This window comes from Thalassobius sp. Cn5-15 (assembly GCF_022347685.1).
GTDB lineage: Bacteria > Pseudomonadota > Alphaproteobacteria > Rhodobacterales > Rhodobacteraceae > Thalassobius.
Genome location: NZ_JAKRGF010000004.1, coordinates 48,375 through 66,221, shown reverse-complemented (window position 1 = coordinate 66,221; position 17,847 = coordinate 48,375). Strand labels below are relative to the sequence as shown.

Sequence of the window (17,847 nt, the reverse complement as noted above, 5' to 3'; positions counted from 1 at the left end):
TCCAACTTTAGCTGCGATCCGAAATCATCCGCCCCACCAACTGCGCCGTGTAGTCCACAATCGGAACAATCCGGCCATAGTTCAGTCGTGTGGGACCGATCACCCCTACCGCACCAACAATCTTACGGTCAGCGTTCATATATGGAGAGACCACCAAAGAGGAACCCGAAAGTGAAAAAAGTTTGTTCTCAGAGCCAATAAAAATGCGAACTCCATCGCCTGCCTCGGTCAGATCAAGGAAATCAGCAATGTCACGCTTGCGTTCCAGGTCATCAAACAGCTCGCGGATGCGGTCCAGATCCTCTTCGGCGCCCTCTGCCTGCAACAGATTCGACCGGCCACGCACGATCAAACGTTCGTGTTGATCGCCATCCTCGGCCCAAACTGCCATCCCGCTGTCGATCAGCGCATGGGCGAGCGTGTCAATCTCTTGGCGGCGCGCCTCAATCTGCTGTTTCATCGACGTGCGCAATTCGCTGAGCGTCTTACCCTCGACAAAGGCGTTTACGAAATTCGCCGCCTCCCGCATCGCGGACGGGGTCTGCCCCACCGGCGGGGTGAACACGCGGTTTTCCACATGCCCGTCTGCGAACACCAGAACCACCAGCGCACGGTCAGGACCTAAGCTGACGAACTCCACATGTTTGATTGCAGCCTCATGTTTCGGCGTCAGAACGAGAGAAGCACCCTGTGTGACGCCAGACAGCGCGGTTGACACACGATCCAGCACGTCCTGAACATCGCCTTCATTGCTACTGACCGTCTGGTCCAGTGCGTGACGGTCTGTGTGATCCAGATCGCGCACCTCTAGCAGCCCATCAACAAACATCCGCAACCCCTGCTGCGTCGGCACTCGACCAGCGCTGATATGCGGGCTATCCAGAAGACCAAGGTATTCAAGGTCGTTCATCACATTACGGATGGTCGCGGCGGAGACTCTTTCGCTCATTTCGCGCGTCAGTGTACGCGAGCCAACGGGATCACCGTTGTGCAGATACCCCTCTACCACCCGGCGAAACACCTCGCGGGAGCGGTCGTTCATCTGGTTCAGGGTTTTGCTGCGATCTGTCATCTCTACCTCTGTCGTTCATTAAATCGTATGGTGGAGAAAGGTCAATCACACTTGCTGGACAGGCAGGCAGGACAGGCTTGCAAGACGCCCCCCTAGCCCTGTATCCCCCACTCAATTCTATCGACATTTCCTAAACAAGGACCAAAATCATGCGCCCATCCGGCCGTCAGCTGAACCAAATGCGCCCTGTTTCGATTGAAACCAACGTGACCAAACATGCCGAAGGATCCTGCATGATCCGCATGGGCGACACCCACGTGCTGTGCACCGCCACGATTGAGGACCGCGTGCCGCCCTTTATCAAAGGATCGGGCCTTGGCTGGGTAACCGCCGAATACGGTATGTTGCCGCGTTCGACCACTTCGCGCATGCGCCGCGAGGCGGCGATGGGCAAACAGGGTGGTCGCACCGTAGAAATCCAACGCCTGATTGGCCGTTCCTTGCGTGCAGGCGTAGATCGTTCCGCACTGGGGGAGCGTCAAATCACCGTCGACTGTGACGTTATTCAGGCCGATGGCGGCACCCGCTGTGCGTCGATCACCGGCGGCTGGGTTGCCCTGAAACTGGCAGTGCAGAAACTGATGAAAACCGGTCAGGTCACCTCAAACCCACTAATCTCTCCCGTCGCAGCGGTGTCCTGTGGCATCTACGCCGGTCAGCCGGTGCTGGATCTGGACTATCCCGAGGACAGTGAAGCAGGCGTTGACGGCAATTTCATTATGCTGGCCAACGGCCAGATGATCGAAACCCAGATGTCCGCCGAAGGCGCGACTTACAGCCGCGACCAGATGAACCAGCTGCTGGATCTGGCCGAGCAGGGTGTTGCCGAACTGGCCGCCGCTCAGCTGGCTGCGGTTGGAGAATGATCTGATGCGCAAATTTGACAGTGATAAGCTACTGGTCGCCACGCATAACGCAGGCAAGCTACAAGAAATGACCGAAATGCTGGCCCCCCACGGAGTAACCGTGGTGGGTGCCGCCGCGATGGATCTGCCGGAGCCGGAAGAGACTGAGGATACATTTGTCGGCAACGCCCGCATCAAGGCCCATGCAGCGGCCAAGGCCACCGGCCTGCCGGCACTGAGCGATGATAGCGGTATTACAATTGATGCGCTGGACGGCGCCCCGGGCGTCTACACCGCCGATTGGGCCGAAACCGGCGATGGACGTGATTTCATGATGGCGATGACCCGCGCCAATGACGAAATCACCGCCAAAGGCCCCGACGCACCCCGCACCGCACAGTTCCGCTGCACACTTGTATTGGCGTGGCCCGATGGTCATGACGAGGTGTTTGAAGGCGTGATGCCCGGCACGCTGGTCTGGCCGATCCGTGGTGCCCACGGCTTTGGCTATGATCCGATGTTCATGCCCGATGGCTATGACATCACCTGCGCTGAAATGGAGAAGGAAGAAAAGAACAGCATCAGCCATCGTGGCCGCGCTGTTCAGGCCTTCCTTGCCGGTTGCTTTGGCTAAATCACCTGCCCCTGCCACCACACAGGCCAGTGACCGCAGCGCGGCGCTGGCCACCGACTGGCAGCAAGGGGGCTTCGGCCTCTACCTGCATTGGCCGTTCTGCGCGGCCAAATGCCCTTACTGCGATTTCAATTCGCACGTCTCCCGCCAGATTGACCAACGCCGATGGCTGGACGCCTACCTGAAAGAGCTGGACCGCTACGCAACGGAAATACCGGATCGGGTACTGAAATCCATCTTCTTCGGTGGCGGAACGCCTTCTTTGATGGAACCCTTTGTGGTCCACGGCATCCTAGAACGGGTGCGCCAGATCTGGCCACAGGCCAATGATCTGGAGGTCACGCTAGAGGCCAACCCCACCTCGGTCGAGGCTGGCCGTTTCCGCGATTACGCGCAGGCTGGGGTGTCCCGTGTGTCGATGGGAATTCAATCACTCAACGACCGCGACCTGCAACGCCTGGGCCGTATGCATAGCGTGGCCGAAGCACAGGCCGCCTTTGACATCGCCCGCAACCAGTTTGACCGCGTCAGTTTTGACCTGATCTATGCCCGTCAGGACCAAACGCTATCCGATTGGCAGGCAGAACTGCGTCAGGCCCTCGGCATGGCGATTGATCACCTGTCCCTCTACCAGCTGACAATCGAACAGGGCACTGCCTTTGGCGACCGTTATGATCGCGGATTGCTGCGTGGCCTACCCGAAGATGACAGCGCCGCTGACATGTACACTGCAACACAAGAGATCTGTACCGAGGCCGGGATGGAGGCCTATGAGGTGTCCAACCACGCCTTACCCGGCGCTGAAAGCCGCCATAACCTGATCTACTGGCGCTACGGCGATTTCATCGGCATCGGTCCGGGCGCACATGGCCGGATTACTGTGGACGGCCAACGCCACGGGACCAACACCGAACAGACACCCGGTAAATGGTTGCACAGCATCGAAGCGGGTGAAAGCGCAGAGGCCCGACATGTCATTGCCCCACTAGATCAAGCAGGTGAATACCTGATGATGGGGCTGCGCATCCGTGATGGCCTAGACAAACACCGATACGAAATGCTGGCTGGCCAGCCCTTGAACGTCGAACGTTTGAGCTATCTCTCTGATATTGGAATGATCCTTGATACGGGACACTCTGTCCAAGTGACAGAGGACGGGCGCATGGTCCTTAATGCAGTTATCAAAGAGTTATTGGTGGATTGAAATGCGCTACCTCTGGGCAGCTTTAGGATTGATCAGCGTTGGGCTGGGGCTATTAGGCGTAGTCCTGCCCCTCTTACCTACTGTGCCGTTTATGCTGCTGGCGGCGTTCTTCTTTGCCAGATCCAGCGAGCGCTTGCACAACTGGTTGATCACACACCCTACCTTTGGTCCCTCAATTCGTGAATGGCAAGAACGCGGTGCGATCAACCCGCGCGGAAAGCGCTACGCCACCATCTCTATCATCGCGGTGTTTGGCGTATCCATGATCGTTGGGGTGCCGGTGAAGGTGATTTTGATCCAGGCTGTGACGCTGTCCTGCGTGCTGTTGTTCATATGGACCCGCCCGAACAATTAGTCCGGGCACAGCCCCTATTCAATGTTTCACGTGAAACAAATCAGCTACCAACCGACAGTTTGCGGCACAGCTCATCCAAACCATCAAAATCATCGTAAGAGATAATCAGCTTGCCGCTTTCACCGCCTGCACCATGCTCAATCGAAACCTTCATGCGCAATGCAGCCGACAAATCCGCTTCCAGCGCCCGGGTATCAGCATCTTTCTCCACAGACTTACGCGGCGCTTTCGGGCGCGATTGATCAATCTCAGACAATTCAGAAACGGTTTTCTTCGCCAAACGTTCCGTCTCACGTACAGACAAGCCAGAACTAATCACTTTCTTAGCAAGCGACACCGCATCATCAGATGTGATCAACGCGCGCGCATGGCCTGCGCTCAACTTACCATCGCGCAAATACTCCTGCACCTCATCGGGTAGCTGCAATAAGCGTACAAGGTTCGCAATATAGGAGCGGCTTTTACCCAAAACCTCTGACAGTTTTTCCTGCGTATGGCCGAATTTATCCATTAACGCCTTGTAGCCAGCAGCCTCCTCCACTGGGTTCAGGTCTGCCCGCTGAATATTTTCGATGATCGCAACTTCCAGAACCTCAGTATCATCGAAATCGCGCACAATCACCGGAATCGTATGCTGCATTGCAATCTGCGCTGCGCGCCAGCGGCGTTCACCGGCAACGATTTCATAGGCACCCTTATCACCAGGGCGTTCGCGCACGACCAGCGGCTGAATGATACCTTTTTCCTTGATCGAGGAGGCCAGTTCCTGCAACTGGTCCTCAGTAAAGGTGCGACGCGGCTGGTCTGGATTCGGGTGTACCTTCTCTATAGGCACCATCATATCAGGACGACGTGCAGCGTCTCCCTGCCCCGATTCCACTGCAGTCGACGGCGGTGTTACATCCGCCATCAAAGCGGAAAGACCGCGCCCCAAGCCACGAGTTTTCGGACGATCAACCATCGTTACCTCCTGCTATTCTTACTGTGCCGCAACGCGAACAGATTTTCCAACCAACTCACGCGCCAATTGCAAATAAGCCTGCGCACCTTTGGAATTCGGATCATATTCCAATACCGGCACCGCATAAGACGGCGCCTCAGATACCCGCACATTGCGCGGGATCACGGTTTCAAACACCAATTCGCCGAGATTATCGCGGGCGTCCGCTTCAACCTGTTGCGACAGATTGTTACGCGCATCATACATCGTCAAAACAATGCCCTCGATCCGTAGATCAGGATTGGCGGTGCCGCGCACCTCACGAATTGTCAGCATCAATTGCGACAGACCTTCCAACGCAAAGAATTCTGACTGCAGCGGCACCAAAACTGAATGGGATGCCACCATAGCATTTACCGTCAACAAGTTCAGGGACGGCGGACAATCAATCAAAATATAATCATAATTCAGCCGATCCATCGCATGTTGACGCAATGCGTCATGCAACAAAAACACTCGTTTTTCATTGGAAATCAGCTCGATATCAGCCGAGCTAAGATCAACAGTTGCCGGAATAATACTGAGCCCAGGCGTACTGGTCGGCTGAATCACCTGATCCAAATCCACCTCATCCAGCAGCAACTCGTATGTCGTGAACTCCCGCGCATCGTTCTCTACTCCCAATCCAGTGGACGCATTGCCCTGCGGGTCCAAATCCACAACCAAAACGTTCAACCCCTGCGCCGCCAACGCCGCGCCTAGATTGATCGTGGTTGTGGTTTTGCCCACGCCACCTTTCTGGTTGGCGATGGAAACGATCTTTGGCCCCTTCGGACGGGTGGGATCAGACATGCGACACTTCCCTAATTCTCAGAACAACGGCTTCGGACTCTGTCTTACTTGTAAAACGCTCTGAGGAGAATCGCCATGTTTGCAGTGCATCTTGAACCTCTTTTTCCCAAGTGGCCCCCTTCGGAAACAACGCAATGCCGGTTTCGCTGAGATGCTGATCGGCAAAACTCAAAAGCATCGTCAGATCAGCCAACGCCCGTGCAGACAACACATCTGCATTCAACGGTCTAATAGCCTCAATCCGCTGATCAATGACTGTTGCCTTCAATCCTAGTTCGCGGATGACAGTACGCAAGAATGTCGCCTTGCGTGTATCACTTTCAACCAGCGTAACCTGCATGTCGGGCCGTAATTCCAACGAAAGCGTTGCCACAACGAGCCCCGGGAAGCCGCCCCCACTGCCAAGGTCAACCCAATGATCGGCATATTCCGGCGCATAACCAAAAATCTGTGCGGAGTCGACGAAATGCCGCTCCCAGATCCGACTCAACGTCGATCGCGCCACGAGATTTATGTGCGGATTCCACTTCTCCAGCAACGCGACATAGGCGTGTAGCCGATCTAATGTTTCACGTGAAACATCAAGTCCGAGGTCATTCACGCGCGCTTCTCCCGTTTTGCCTGACGCAACTTCGCCAGCAACAACGTCAAAGCAGCAGGTGTCATACCGTCCACTCGAGCCGCTTGACTAAGGTTTGCTGGGCGCGCTTGGTTCAATTTCAACTTCAGCTCATTCGACAGGCCATCAATCGCATCATATTGAAAATCCGTAGGAATTACCTGCTGCTCATCCCGTTTTACAGCCTCTATGTCACGCTGTTGGCGCTGAATATAATTCGCATATAGTGCATCCTTTTCCAGCTGTTCGCGGATTGGAACATCAATATCTGCAAGCGTCAGATCTAGATCAATGAGTTTAGAAAAATCAACATCAGGAAACGCCAAGATCTGGAACAAGCTTCGGCGCGCGCCGTCCTGATTCACCTTCAACCCATGCGCAGACAGTTGTCGTGGTGTGAAAGTCGTCTCCTCCAAACGCCTACGTGCAGAATCTAGCCGCTGCATCTTATCCTCGAACACTTCACGTCGACGTTCCGAGGCAAATCCATGCTCAATCGCTTTCGGTGTTAAGCGTTGATCTGCGTTATCTGCCCGCAATGACAGGCGAAATTCAGCACGAGAGGTAAACATTCGATACGGTTCTGTCACACCGCGCGTTGTCAAATCATCGATCATAACACCAATATAGCTGTCAGAGCGACTGAAAGTCACGGGGGCCTGCCCTAACGCGCGCGCCGCGGCATTCACGCCAGCGACAAGTCCCTGCGCTGCAGCCTCTTCATATCCTGTTGTGCCATTGATTTGGCCTGCCAAAAACAAGCCTGGAACGGTTTTTACCGACAGAACGTCATCCAAAGCACGGGGATCCACGTAATCATATTCGATCGCATACCCCGGCTGCAAGATCACCGCTTCTTCCAGGCCATAAATTGAACGAATGTAATCTAACTGAACATACTCAGGCAGAGAGGTCGAAATCCCATTCGGATAAACGGTATAGTCATCTGCGCCTTCAGGCTCCAAGAAAACTTGATGAGAGGTCTTGTCGGCAAAACGTACAACTTTATCTTCAATCGACGGACAATAACGCGGTCCTACGCCATCGATATGTCCACCATACATCGCAGAACGCTCCAGATTATCGCGGATGATCTGATGTGTACGTTCATTTGTATGGGTGATGCCACACTTGACCTGCGGCGCGGTAACGCCTTTAGACATAAAAGAAAATACAACAGGATCATCATCACCTGGTTGGCTGTCCAGCAGTTCCCATTTGATGGTTCGACCATCCAGACGTGGCGGTGTACCGGTTTTCAAGCGCCCAAGCGGCAATTTGAAGCTATCAATACGCTCAGCCAATTTCACGGAAGGTTTATCCCCCATACGTCCACCGGGACGCTGTTCGTTACCGATGTGAATGATGCCGCGCAGGAAGGTTCCAGTGGTTAAAACCACTTGTTTCGCGTTCAGCTCAGTTCCATCATCTAAAATCGCACCACAAACGACACCACCTTTCATAATGAAATCAGTAACTTCGCCTTCAATGATTTCAAGGCCTCTTTGCGCTTCCATCTCTGCCAGCATCGCCTCACGGTAGAGTTTACGATCCGACTGACATCGCGGACCTTGCACCGCGGGGCCTTTACGACGGTTCAGCAGGCGAAACTGGATGCCGGACACATCAGCAACGCGGCCCATCACACCATCCAATGCATCCACCTCTCGGACCAAATGCCCCTTCCCCAGTCCGCCGATGGCCGGATTACAGGACATTACGCCAATACCTTGGCGTTTGAGCGTTACCAAAGCGGTTTTCGCGCCCTTTCGTGCAGCGGCAGCAGCGGCGTCGCAACCAGCGTGACCAGCACCGATCACCACAACATCGAAGTCGAATTGTTTCACGTGAAACACTCCTTACTTCCCAAGACAAAAGCTGGAAAAAATCTCATCCAGCAGGTTTTCAACATCAATACGTCCCACCAGCGCATCAAGTGCGCGGATTGCCGTGCGCATCTCCTCAGCAGCCAGTTCGGTCATATCCTCCCCCATCGCAGCGAACATTTTTGCGCTAGTTAGGGCTTCGACCGCGCGTTCCATTGCAATCCGATGACGTTCACGGGTCGCAATCCCAATATTCGCCGTACGTTGCGACAGTTTTTCAGAAACAGCGTCTATCAATCCGACGACCCCATCTCCACTGATACCAGATACTGCGCCTGACTTATCATCTAGTAGATCCGCTTTAGCCTTCAACACGATGTCGTCCATTTCTGGTGTGAAGTCCGGGTGCTGATCACCCTCCACCAAAAACACGCGCAAATCAGCCAAGGCAGCACGTTCTCGGGCTCTTTGAATACCGATCTCCTCGATCTTATCCTGCGTTTCGCGCAATCCAGCGGTATCCAGCAACGTGACAGGTAGGCCGGCAATATCCATACGCACCTCGATCACATCGCGGGTCGTTCCCGCAAATTCAGATGTAATCGCTGCATCACGTCCTGCTAAAGCATTGAGAAGTGTAGATTTTCCAACGTTCGGAGCGCCAACAATGGCAACCTCAAACCCGGTACGCACACGTTCAGCGGCGGAAACACCGGCAATCTCTTCATTTAATGATGACATCACGCGCGTCAGCAGTTGCGTCACCTCTGGTGACACATCAACTGGAACATCTTCATCAGCAAAATCAATTGTTGCCTCGATCAACGCGGCCGCGCGGATTAGATCCCGTCGCCAGCCTTCCGCCTTGCTACCTAGGTCGCCGGATAGGACGCGCAAAGCCTGACGACGCTGCGCTTCTGTCTCTGCTTCGATCAGGTCTGCCAGACCTTCGACCTGTGCCAGATCCAAGCGCCCGTTTTCCAAAGCGCGACGGGTGAATTCACCCGGATCCGCCTGACGGAGGCCAGAAATGGATCCTAATTCACGCAAAACAGCAGCGACGACAGCGACGGACCCGTGCAATTGCAGCTCGACCACCGACTCGCCAGTGAAACTGGCACGATCCTCAAAGGTTAGGATCAGGGCCTCATCCAACCGAGTTCCATCACAATCGCGCAACAGGCGTAACCCTGCACGGCGCGGTCCGGGCAAGCTTCCAGCCAAGCGTTCGCCAGCGGCAAACGCCTGTGGTCCGGAAATGCGAACCACTGCCACCCCGGCCTTGCCGTGTGCGGTGGCAAGGGCGAAGATCGTGTCCATTACAGGGCCCCTGACAGTGTTAACCGTTCATTGAATCGAAGAATTCGCCGTTGGTTTTGGTCTGTTTCAGCTTGGAAATCAGGAATTCGATCGCGTCCGTGGTGCCCATTGGGTTCAGGATGCGGCGCAGAACGAAGGTTTTCTGCAGGTTCTTTGCATCGACCAGCAGGTCCTCTTTCCGAGTGCCGGATTTGAGGATGTCCATCGCCGGGAAGACGCGTTTGTCCGCAACCTTGCGATCCAGAACGATTTCAGAGTTACCGGTACCCTTGAATTCTTCAAAGATCACCTCATCCATACGCGACCCCGTGTCGATCAGCGCGGTGGCGATGATGGTCAGCGACCCGCCCTCTTCGACGTTACGCGCAGCACCGAAGAAACGTTTCGGCCGCTGCAAAGCGTTGGCGTCAACACCACCTGTCAAAACCTTGCCCGACGACGGCACAACGGTGTTGAACGCACGGCCCAGACGGGTGATCGAGTCCAAGAGGATCACAACATCGCGTTTATGTTCAACCAGACGCTTGGCCTTTTCCATCACCATTTCGGACACCGCAACGTGGCGCGTTGCAGGTTCGTCGAAGGTCGAGGAAATCACTTCCCCCTTCACCGAACGCTGCATATCCGTCACCTCTTCAGGCCGTTCATCAATCAGCAGAACGATCAGGTAACATTCTGGATGATTTTGTTCGATGCTATGCGCAATGTTTTGAAGCAGAACGGTTTTACCAGTACGTGGCGGTGCAACAATCAGCGAACGCTGACCTTTACCAATGGGCGCAACAAGGTCGATGATCCGGGCGGAACGGTCTTTGATCGTGGGATCTTCGATCTCCATCTGCAGACGTTCATCAGGATACAGCGGCGTAAGGTTATCGAACGCGATTTTGTGGCGCGCTTTCTCTGGCTCTTCGAAGTTGATCTTTTCAACTTCGATAAGGGCGAAGTAACGCTCGTTTTCTTCCGGTGCTTTGATCACGCCGGACACGGTATCGCCAGTACGCAACGAAAATTTGCGGATCATTTCGGGTGACACGTAGATGTCATCGGGGCCAGAGAGGTAGTTTGCCTCTGGTGAGCGCAGGAAACCGAAACCGTCCTGCAAAACCTCCAGAACACCGTCACCACCGATGTCCCAACCCTCATCCGCCATTTCGCGGAGGATCTGGAACATCATCTCGCCCTTCCGCATGGTTGAGGCGTTTTCGATCTCCAGTTCTTCAGCCTGGGATACTAGGTCCTTTGGGCTTTTGGCTTTGAGATCGGCAAGGTTCAGACGCTGTACGCTCATAGAAAATCCTGCGTCAACGCCATGAGGCGCTGCACTTACTGTGATGACATGGAAACATTTGCCTCGGATGAGGCGTGACCCCTTCTTAGGCGTGTCGAGATTTTGAGTCAATTCTCAGAAACGGCGCGATCCCTGCTCAGCTCGATCTGAGAACGCCCTGAGGACCCCTCTTAAAAAATATAAGAAAAAAGATTTTTTGTATTTGATTTTAGAGGGAAGAATTTCTGTGGATTAGCGCCTTATCCGGTGGTGTTTTCACATGGAAATAGGATTGTTGAAAACTGGTAGGAAAAGTGAAATTTTCATAGCCATACAATTCACGATTTGTAACTATATTATCAGTTACTTAGCGTCCGAATTAGCCTGTTTATACCCTTGTTGGAAAACTTTGGAATCTGGTTGAGTAAGGATATTTATCCACACAGTAAGGCTTATCCTTGTCCCAAGAGGGTAAGAAAAGGGTATTCGCGTGAAAGTTGGGTGGGTTTTACACAGGCTGAAAAAGTATCCAGATCGTTCATTTCCGATCCACAGGTCTGTTCAATTGGTTTCCCACTGGGTTATCCACATGAGCGAAAAGCATGGGGGTGCAAAATAAAATGAAAAAAAATCTGATCCTGGCGTCGGGATCCGCCATCCGGGCCCAGATGCTGCAAAATGCCGGTGTGCAGGTGCGAATCATTAAACCGCGAGTCGATGAAGACATGGTTAAGGATTCGCTTTTGGTCGAAGGGGCACCGCCCAGGGATATTGCCGATACGCTGGCAGAGATGAAGGCGCTGAAGATTAGCGAAAAGGAACCGGATGCACTGGTCATTGGCTGTGATCAGGTTTTGGATTTGGGTGGGCGGATGCTGTCGAAACCCGAAACCCGTGAAGAGGCCCGTGCCCAGCTGATCGAAATGCGTGGCGAACGGCACATGCTGCTCTCTGCTGCCGTTATATGTGAGGCCGGAAAACCGATCTGGCGTCATATTGGGCAGGTACGCTTGCGGATGCGCGATTTTTCCGATGACTTCCTTGAGGGCTATCTAGATCGCAATTGGCCTGACGTGTCGCACAGCGTCGGTGGCTATCAGTTGGAGGCCGAGGGCGTGCGTCTGTTTTCGCGTATAGACGGGGACTATTTCACTGTCCTAGGTTTGCCATTGATGGAAATGCTCAACTACCTGACTCTGAGAGGAGATTTGCAACAATGAGTGCAGCGAAGATTCCCCTGGCCGGTGTGATCGGTCATCCAATTGCCCATAGCAAATCGCCGCGTCTGCATGGTCACTGGCTGCGCAAATTGGGGTTGGCAGGGCATTATGTGCCGATGGACGTTGCGCCGCAGAATTTCGAGGAAGTGCTGCGCGCACTGCCCAAGGCGGGATATGTCGGTGTGAACGTCACCGTACCGCATAAAGAAGCGGCGTTGCGGATTGCCGATGATGTCACGGACCGCGCCGCGTTGATTGGGGCAGCGAACACGCTGACCTTCACTGCGGATGGCCGAATTCATGCGGACAATACGGATGGCTATGGTTTCATCGCCAATTTGCGCCAGACGGCGCCGGATTGGGATCCTGCGGCTGGCCCTGCTGTCGTTTTGGGCGCCGGTGGTGCGGCGCGGGCGATTTTGTCATCTCTAGTGGATGCAGGGGTGCCTGAAATTCACCTCAGCAATCGCACCCAGGCGCGCGCAGAAGCGGTGAAAGCTGATTTTGGTAACAAGATCAAAGTGGTCGATTGGGTGCAGGCCGGCAATGTGCTGGAGGATGCGACAACAGTGGTGAATACTACCAGTTTGGGCATGATGGGGCATCCGGAACTGCGCGTTCCGCTGGATGGGCTGCAGAAGGGCGCCTTGGTTACTGATCTGGTTTATAACCCTTTGCAAACTCGTCTGCTGCGTGAGGCAGAGGAAATGGGCTGCGTTACTGTGGATGGTCTGGGCATGCTGATCCATCAAGCGGTGCCAGGGTTTGAGCGCTGGTTTGGTCAGCGGCCTGAGGTAGAGGCAGACATTCGCGCTATTTTACTGCGCTGAGGGGCTGGTAATGGCGTTCAAACTTGGCCTCACCGGCTCCATCGGGATGGGGAAATCGACCACAGCCCAGATCTTTGCCGATCTTGGCTGCGCGGTTTGGGATGCGGATGCGGCGGTGCATCGGATTTATGGTGTTGGGGGTGCGGCCGTGCCTGCGATGACGGAGCTGGTACCTGAAGCAGTGATTGACGGCGCGGTATCGCGTGAGGTGTTGAAACAGCATATCATGGAAGACCCCACAATACTGCAGCGTATAGAGGCGATTGTGCATCCGCTCTTGGCCGCAGACCGGGTGAATTTTATTGCGACTGCAACCTCTGAAATACTGGTATTCGACATTCCGCTGCTGTTTGAAACTGATGGTGATAAAGGTATGGACGCTACTGTCACAGTCTATGTTGATGAGGATACGCAGCGCGAGCGTGTAATGGCACGTGGAACGATGAGTGTGGCACAGTTTGAAGCGATCCGCGCCAAACAGATGCCAATTGCTGACAAACGTGCCCGTGCTGATTATGAGATTGAAACAGACAGGCCAGACCATGCCCGCGCACAAGTCGAGGCATTACTGCACACCATACGCACCCGTATGGTTGAGGATGAGGGATAACCTATGCGTCAGATCGTTCTGGATACGGAAACTACTGGCTTTGAGGCGGAAGGTAGCGACCGGATTGTTGAAATAGGATGTCTTGAACTGTTCAACCACATGCCAACGGGCAAAACGTTTCACGTCTATACGAACCCCGAACGTATGATGCCAGATGAGGCGTTTGGCGTACATGGCATTGGTCCTGATCTGCTGGAACCACCGCAGGATGCAAAACCTGGTCAGATCACATTGCGCGACAAGCCACTGTTCAAGGAGGTGGCGCAGGGATTTCTGGACTTTGTGCAGGATTCCCAGATGGTTATCCATAACGCAAAATTTGACATGCGGTTCCTGAATGCCGAATTGAAGCGCAATGGTTTCCGGACCTTACCGATGGATCAATCGCTGGACACACTGGCGATGGCGCGCAAAAAATTTCCTGGTTCACCTGCGACTCTGGATGCGTTGTGTCGCCGCTATGGCATAGATAACTCCAATCGTGTGCTGCACGGTGCGCTGCTCGACTCAGAAATTCTGGCGGATGTGTATCTGGAGATGATCGGAGGCCGGCAGCCGGACTTCGGTTTGTCAGCAGTTGCAGGATCTGGCGGCGCTGAAGGATCTGAGAGCGACGATTGGCGTCCCTTTCCGCGGCCGGCGACATTGCCGTCACGTATCACTGATGAAGAAACGGCCGCTCATACGACATTCATCGATAAAATGGGTGATGATGCGCTTTGGAAAAAGCTGTCCAGTCATTAAATCACGGACAATGATTAATTATTACTGATGAGGGGCGGTATAACCGCCCCCCGTCAGGTCTTAGTTTGCAGGTGCTTCTGCTGCCTCGGATTGCGCGCGACGGCTCAATTCGTTGCGGTAAAGCGCCATGAAGTCGATGTTTTCCAGATTCAGCGGCGGGAAGCCACCGTCGCGGGTTACGTCAGATACGATACGGCGCAGGAACGGGAACAGCAGACGCGGGCATTCGATCAACAGGAACGGGTGCAGCTGATCTTCTGGAACGTTTTCAATGTGGAACAAGCCAACATAGTCAACTTCTAGCAGGAACAGGTTTTCACCGCCGTCTTTGTTGGTCGATTTGACCTGCAGTTTGATCGCCACTTCGTACTGGTTTTCCGTCGCGCGTTTTTTTGCGTCGAGGTTTACCTGAACGCTGACGTCCGGTTGCACCTCACCCGTGGCGCCTTTTTGCGCCAGGATGTTTTCAAAGGACATGTCGCGGATGAACTGGTTTAGGATGTTCATCTTGACCGCGGGGGCCTGCGGTTGGGCGGCGCCATTGTCAGCCATTATTTATCTCCAAGAATAGACTTTCGGACCTTCCTTATCAGCTAGGAAGAGTTGCCTCAATGCTTGGTCCAGCCGGAGGGTTTATGCGTTGGCTTTTTACTTGGATCGACTTCGGTAAACTCACCCTCGATGATTGTTTCATCAGTGGGATGTGGCGAGTGATTTTGGGGACGCTGGGATTGCGGGCCGTGGTGCATTTCGGCGCCCATGCTGAAATTCTGGACCGTGAAGCGGGCGCGGACGTAGCGGAATACCGCCGAACGAACCGCTGGGATCAGCAAGGCAAAGCCGATCCCGTCAGTGAAAAAACCGGGTGTCAGCAACAGAACACCAGAAATCAGCACCATTGCGCCGTGAGCCAGCGGTTCTGTCGGGTCGTTCAATTCCGAAAATGAGCGTTGCAGGTTGCCAATGGCCAAACGTCCCTGTGCACGAACCATATATGTGCCCAATATTGCTGTCAGAACCACAATTAGCAGTGTTGGCCACGTACCAATTGCACCACCTACCTGAATGAACAGTGCAATTTCGATGATCGGGACACCGATGAACGCAAGGAGAAGCCACATGAGTTTGACCTTTTCTTTATGCCGCCTGCGGTGGACTTGACCCCCCGCGTCACCTACATAAGGTTCCTAACGGGACGTTTAAACGGCTTTGCGTCGAAAGGGATGGAATGGACTCTGCGATGTTGCAAACACTGGTACTGCTGGGGATCGCTGTATTTCTGGTTATGCGGTTGAAGAATGTGCTGGGCACGCGGGAAGGTTTTGAAAAACCTGTCCAACGCGATGCACCGCAACAGGAACGTCGTCAGAACACCTTTGAGGTGATTGATGGTGGCCCTGATCGCGACATCATCGATCACGTGGACGAAAATAGTTCCGCTGCCGCTGCGTTGGCGGATATGAAACGGCTGGAACCGTCATTTAGCGTCGGTGAATTTATTGGCGGCGCGCGTTCTGCCTATGAGTGGATCCTGATGGGCTTCGAACGCGGCGATCTGGAAGAGCTGAAGCCTTTCCTTGGCTCCGACGTTTATGAAAGCTTCGCCGAGGTGATCGAAGCCCGTAACGCTGCCGGTCTGAGCGTTGATGCCGAATTCTTTGGCGTGCGTGAAACTCAGCTGATGGATGCAGAGATCAACGATGGTCTGGGCGAAATCACCGTGCGTTTCGTTGGTGAGATGACGTCTGTTGTGAAGGATGCCAGCGGCGAGATTGTCGAAGGCAAGGTGGACGTGATCAAGCGCCAGAAGGACGTCTGGACCTTCGCCCGCAAGATGGGCAGTGACAACCCGAACTGGCAACTGGTGGCCACAGGCGAATGATCAAACGACTGGCGGCAGCGTCTTTAGCAGGACTGCTTGCGGCCAGTTCGGCGCAGGCAGAGCTATCCTACAAGATACTGAATTTTCAGGACCTTGATGGCTGGGCCAAGGATGATCATGCCAGCGCTTTGGCAACGTTTCGCAACACCTGTATGGATATGGATCAGCCGGATTATGCCACCCTGTGCAATCTGGCTGACACGATCGAAAATCCTCGTGCATTCTTTGAGCTTTTCTTTCGCCCTGTCATGATCGAAGAGGCGGGTAAAGATGCGATGTTCACTGGCTACTTTGAGCCTGAACTGGACGGATCGCTGCAACCTTCGGCCCGCTACCGCTATCCGGTCTATGCCAAACCGCCTGAGGCGAAGGGGCAGTGGCTGACCCGCGAACAGATCGAAACCGGCCCGGCAATGAAAGGGCGTGGTTTGGAAATCGCCTGGGTCGATGATCCGGTTGAGTTGTTTTTCCTGCAAATTCAGGGATCTGGTCGGATCCGCTTGCCGTCGGGTGGGCATATCCGCGTCGGCTATGGCGGCAATAACGGGCATAATTACCGTTCTGTCGGGCAGGAATTGATCCGTCGCGGCACTTATAAATCACACCAAGTCTCGGCACAGGTCATTCAGAATTGGGTGCGGCGCAATCCGGTAGAGGGTGCTGCGCTGTTGCGAACCAATCCGTCCTATGTGTTTTTTCGCAAGGTGACACGGGTATCACCGGAACAGGGGCCGCTGGGGGCGATGAACCGCTCGATCACTGCGTTGAGGTCGATCGCAGTTGACCCACGCTACACACCGTTGGGGGCACCGGTCTGGGTGGAAAAGGATGGTGATGGGCCAATGCGTCGCCTGATGATTGCTCAGGATACCGGATCGGCTATTAAGGGGGCGCAGCGGGCCGATATCTTCTTTGGAACTGGTGATATAGCGGGCAAGGCTGCGGGTCGCCTGCGTGATCCGGGTCGTATGTATGTCTTGATGCCTATTCAGCGTGCTTATGCCTCCCTGCCAGAGGAGGATGCGCTATGACCCGTCGCCGGTTGAGTGAGGATGAGGTGGCTCTTTGGAAACGGGTTGCTGAAACCACCGAAAAAATGCACCCGGAGCTGACACGTGCGGAGCTGCCGAAACCGAAACCCAAGCCGGTGAAGAAACCACGCGCCCATCAGGGGCCGGAGGATCTGCAGGCCTTCCGCGTTGGTGCGAAGGCTAAAAGTGCAGGGGCGCCGCATAATCTGGCCCCATCAGTCGGCGATGCCCTGCGCAAGACGCCGGTGCAGATGGATAGCAAACAGTTTGGTAAAATGAAGCGCGGCAAGATGGTGCCTGAAGGGCGCATAGACCTTCACGGTATGACGATGGACAAGGCGCATCCGGCGCTCATCGGGTTTGTCAGCCGCGCCCATGCGCAGGGAAAACGTCTGGTGTTGGTGATCACTGGTAAGGGCAAGCATCGTGATGAAGGCGGTCCCATTCCGGTGCGCTATGGTGTGTTGAAACATAACGTGCCGCAATGGCTGCGCATGGCCCCACTGAGCCACATCGTTATGCAGGTGCAAGAGGCGCACATCAGCCACGGTGGCAGTGGTGCCTACTACGTTTATCTGCGCAAGAGTCGCTAA

General features: G+C 54.5%; 20 protein-coding genes. 11 read left to right on the top strand and 9 right to left on the bottom strand.

Annotation, left to right across the window (positions count from 1 at the left end; genetic code table 11):
• Positions 1-7 precede the first annotated feature (7 nt).
• Positions 8-1,072 carry a heat-inducible transcriptional repressor HrcA gene (gene hrcA, locus MHM86_RS10355; protein ID WP_239198858.1) on the bottom strand — a complete coding sequence of 355 codons (1,065 nt, stop codon included), beginning with the start codon at positions 1,070-1,072 and terminating at the stop codon, positions 8-10.
• Between the two features lie 149 nt (positions 1,073-1,221).
• On the opposite strand from hrcA, the gene rph reads away from it, so the two are divergent.
• The 4 genes from rph to MHM86_RS10335 are packed head-to-tail and all read left to right on the top strand — an operon-like array spanning position 1,222 to position 4,110.
• The gene (gene rph, locus MHM86_RS10350; RefSeq protein ID WP_058319555.1) at positions 1,222-1,938 is read left to right on the top strand and encodes a ribonuclease PH; all 717 of its coding nucleotides are present in this window, start codon (positions 1,222-1,224) and stop codon (positions 1,936-1,938) included.
• 1 nt (position 1,939) lies between these two features.
• Positions 1,940-2,551, top strand: coding sequence for an RdgB/HAM1 family non-canonical purine NTP pyrophosphatase (rdgB, locus tag MHM86_RS10345; RefSeq protein ID WP_239199654.1), 612 nt, complete (start codon positions 1,940-1,942; stop codon positions 2,549-2,551).
• 46 nt (positions 2,552-2,597) lie between these two features.
• Positions 2,598-3,755 (top strand): radical SAM family heme chaperone HemW, encoded by a 1,158-nt coding sequence (gene hemW, locus MHM86_RS10340; protein ID WP_239199652.1) that lies wholly within the window; start codon positions 2,598-2,600, stop codon positions 3,753-3,755.
• A 1-nt stretch (position 3,756) separates the two neighbouring features.
• Entirely contained in the window at positions 3,757-4,110 is a 354-nt protein-coding gene (locus tag MHM86_RS10335; protein ID WP_239198855.1) for a YbaN family protein, read from the top strand.
• Positions 4,111-4,150: 40 nt separating this feature from the next.
• Here MHM86_RS10335 and MHM86_RS10330 read toward each other — a convergent pair whose 3' ends face one another.
• From MHM86_RS10330 to rho, 6 genes are read right to left on the bottom strand one after another with little or no spacing between them, the layout of a single operon-like run.
• Complete coding sequence (locus tag MHM86_RS10330) at positions 4,151-5,071, bottom strand: ParB/RepB/Spo0J family partition protein (protein ID WP_239198852.1); 921 nt, start codon at positions 5,069-5,071, stop codon at positions 4,151-4,153.
• Between the two features lie 18 nt (positions 5,072-5,089).
• Positions 5,090-5,902: a ParA family protein gene (locus tag MHM86_RS10325; RefSeq protein ID WP_239198849.1), complete on the bottom strand. Its 813-nt coding sequence runs from the start codon at positions 5,900-5,902 to the stop codon at positions 5,090-5,092.
• Positions 5,895-6,503, bottom strand: a complete 609-nt coding sequence (gene rsmG, locus MHM86_RS10320) for a 16S rRNA (guanine(527)-N(7))-methyltransferase RsmG (RefSeq protein WP_239198846.1) — start codon at positions 6,501-6,503, stop codon at positions 5,895-5,897. Before rsmG ends, MHM86_RS10325 begins: the two co-directional genes overlap by 8 nt.
• Positions 6,500-8,377, bottom strand: a complete 1,878-nt coding sequence (gene mnmG / locus MHM86_RS10315; protein WP_239198843.1) for a tRNA uridine-5-carboxymethylaminomethyl(34) synthesis enzyme MnmG — start codon at positions 8,375-8,377, stop codon at positions 6,500-6,502. The genes rsmG and mnmG overlap by 4 nt, the downstream gene beginning before the upstream one ends.
• Positions 8,378-8,380: 3 nt before the next feature.
• Complete coding sequence (gene mnmE, locus MHM86_RS10310; RefSeq protein WP_239198840.1) at positions 8,381-9,667, bottom strand: tRNA uridine-5-carboxymethylaminomethyl(34) synthesis GTPase MnmE; 1,287 nt, start codon at positions 9,665-9,667, stop codon at positions 8,381-8,383.
• A 19-nt stretch (positions 9,668-9,686) separates the two neighbouring features.
• Positions 9,687-10,958 (bottom strand): transcription termination factor Rho, encoded by a 1,272-nt coding sequence (gene rho / locus MHM86_RS10305; RefSeq protein ID WP_239198837.1) that lies wholly within the window; start codon positions 10,956-10,958, stop codon positions 9,687-9,689.
• A gap of 599 nt (positions 10,959-11,557) precedes the next feature.
• Here rho and MHM86_RS10300 point away from each other — a divergent pair.
• The 4 genes from MHM86_RS10300 to dnaQ are packed head-to-tail and all read left to right on the top strand — an operon-like array spanning position 11,558 to position 14,341.
• Positions 11,558-12,157 (top strand): nucleoside triphosphate pyrophosphatase, encoded by a 600-nt coding sequence (locus tag MHM86_RS10300; RefSeq protein WP_239198834.1) that lies wholly within the window; start codon positions 11,558-11,560, stop codon positions 12,155-12,157.
• Positions 12,154-12,987 carry a shikimate dehydrogenase gene (locus MHM86_RS10295; protein ID WP_239198831.1) on the top strand — a complete coding sequence of 278 codons (834 nt, stop codon included), beginning with the start codon at positions 12,154-12,156 and terminating at the stop codon, positions 12,985-12,987. Before MHM86_RS10300 ends, MHM86_RS10295 begins: the two co-directional genes overlap by 4 nt.
• A gap of 10 nt (positions 12,988-12,997) precedes the next feature.
• Entirely contained in the window at positions 12,998-13,597 is a 600-nt protein-coding gene (gene coaE, locus MHM86_RS10290; RefSeq protein WP_239198828.1) for a dephospho-CoA kinase, read from the top strand.
• Positions 13,598-13,600: 3 nt separating this feature from the next.
• Positions 13,601-14,341, top strand: a complete 741-nt coding sequence (gene dnaQ, locus MHM86_RS10285) for a DNA polymerase III subunit epsilon (RefSeq protein ID WP_239198825.1) — start codon at positions 13,601-13,603, stop codon at positions 14,339-14,341.
• Positions 14,342-14,401: 60 nt separating this feature from the next.
• Here dnaQ and secB read toward each other — a convergent pair whose 3' ends face one another.
• Together secB and MHM86_RS10275 are read right to left on the bottom strand one after the other, a co-directional pair.
• On the bottom strand, positions 14,402-14,893 hold the full coding sequence (gene secB / locus MHM86_RS10280; RefSeq protein WP_239198822.1) for a protein-export chaperone SecB: 492 nt from the start codon (positions 14,891-14,893) through the stop codon (positions 14,402-14,404).
• Between the two features lie 56 nt (positions 14,894-14,949).
• Positions 14,950-15,462 carry an FxsA family protein gene (locus tag MHM86_RS10275; RefSeq protein WP_239198819.1) on the bottom strand — a complete coding sequence of 171 codons (513 nt, stop codon included), beginning with the start codon at positions 15,460-15,462 and terminating at the stop codon, positions 14,950-14,952.
• Between the two features lie 107 nt (positions 15,463-15,569).
• Between MHM86_RS10275 and MHM86_RS10270 the strand changes: the two genes are divergently transcribed.
• Genes MHM86_RS10270 through MHM86_RS10260 form a run of 3 tightly spaced genes read left to right on the top strand, consistent with a single transcriptional unit; the run spans position 15,570 to position 17,847 of the window.
• On the top strand, positions 15,570-16,223 hold the full coding sequence (locus MHM86_RS10270) for a Tim44/TimA family putative adaptor protein (protein WP_239198816.1): 654 nt from the start codon (positions 15,570-15,572) through the stop codon (positions 16,221-16,223).
• Positions 16,220-17,254: a murein transglycosylase A gene (locus MHM86_RS10265; protein WP_239198813.1), complete on the top strand. Its 1,035-nt coding sequence runs from the start codon at positions 16,220-16,222 to the stop codon at positions 17,252-17,254. Before MHM86_RS10270 ends, MHM86_RS10265 begins: the two co-directional genes overlap by 4 nt.
• On the top strand, positions 17,251-17,847 hold the full coding sequence (locus tag MHM86_RS10260) for a Smr/MutS family protein (RefSeq protein ID WP_239198810.1): 597 nt from the start codon (positions 17,251-17,253) through the stop codon (positions 17,845-17,847). Before MHM86_RS10265 ends, MHM86_RS10260 begins: the two co-directional genes overlap by 4 nt.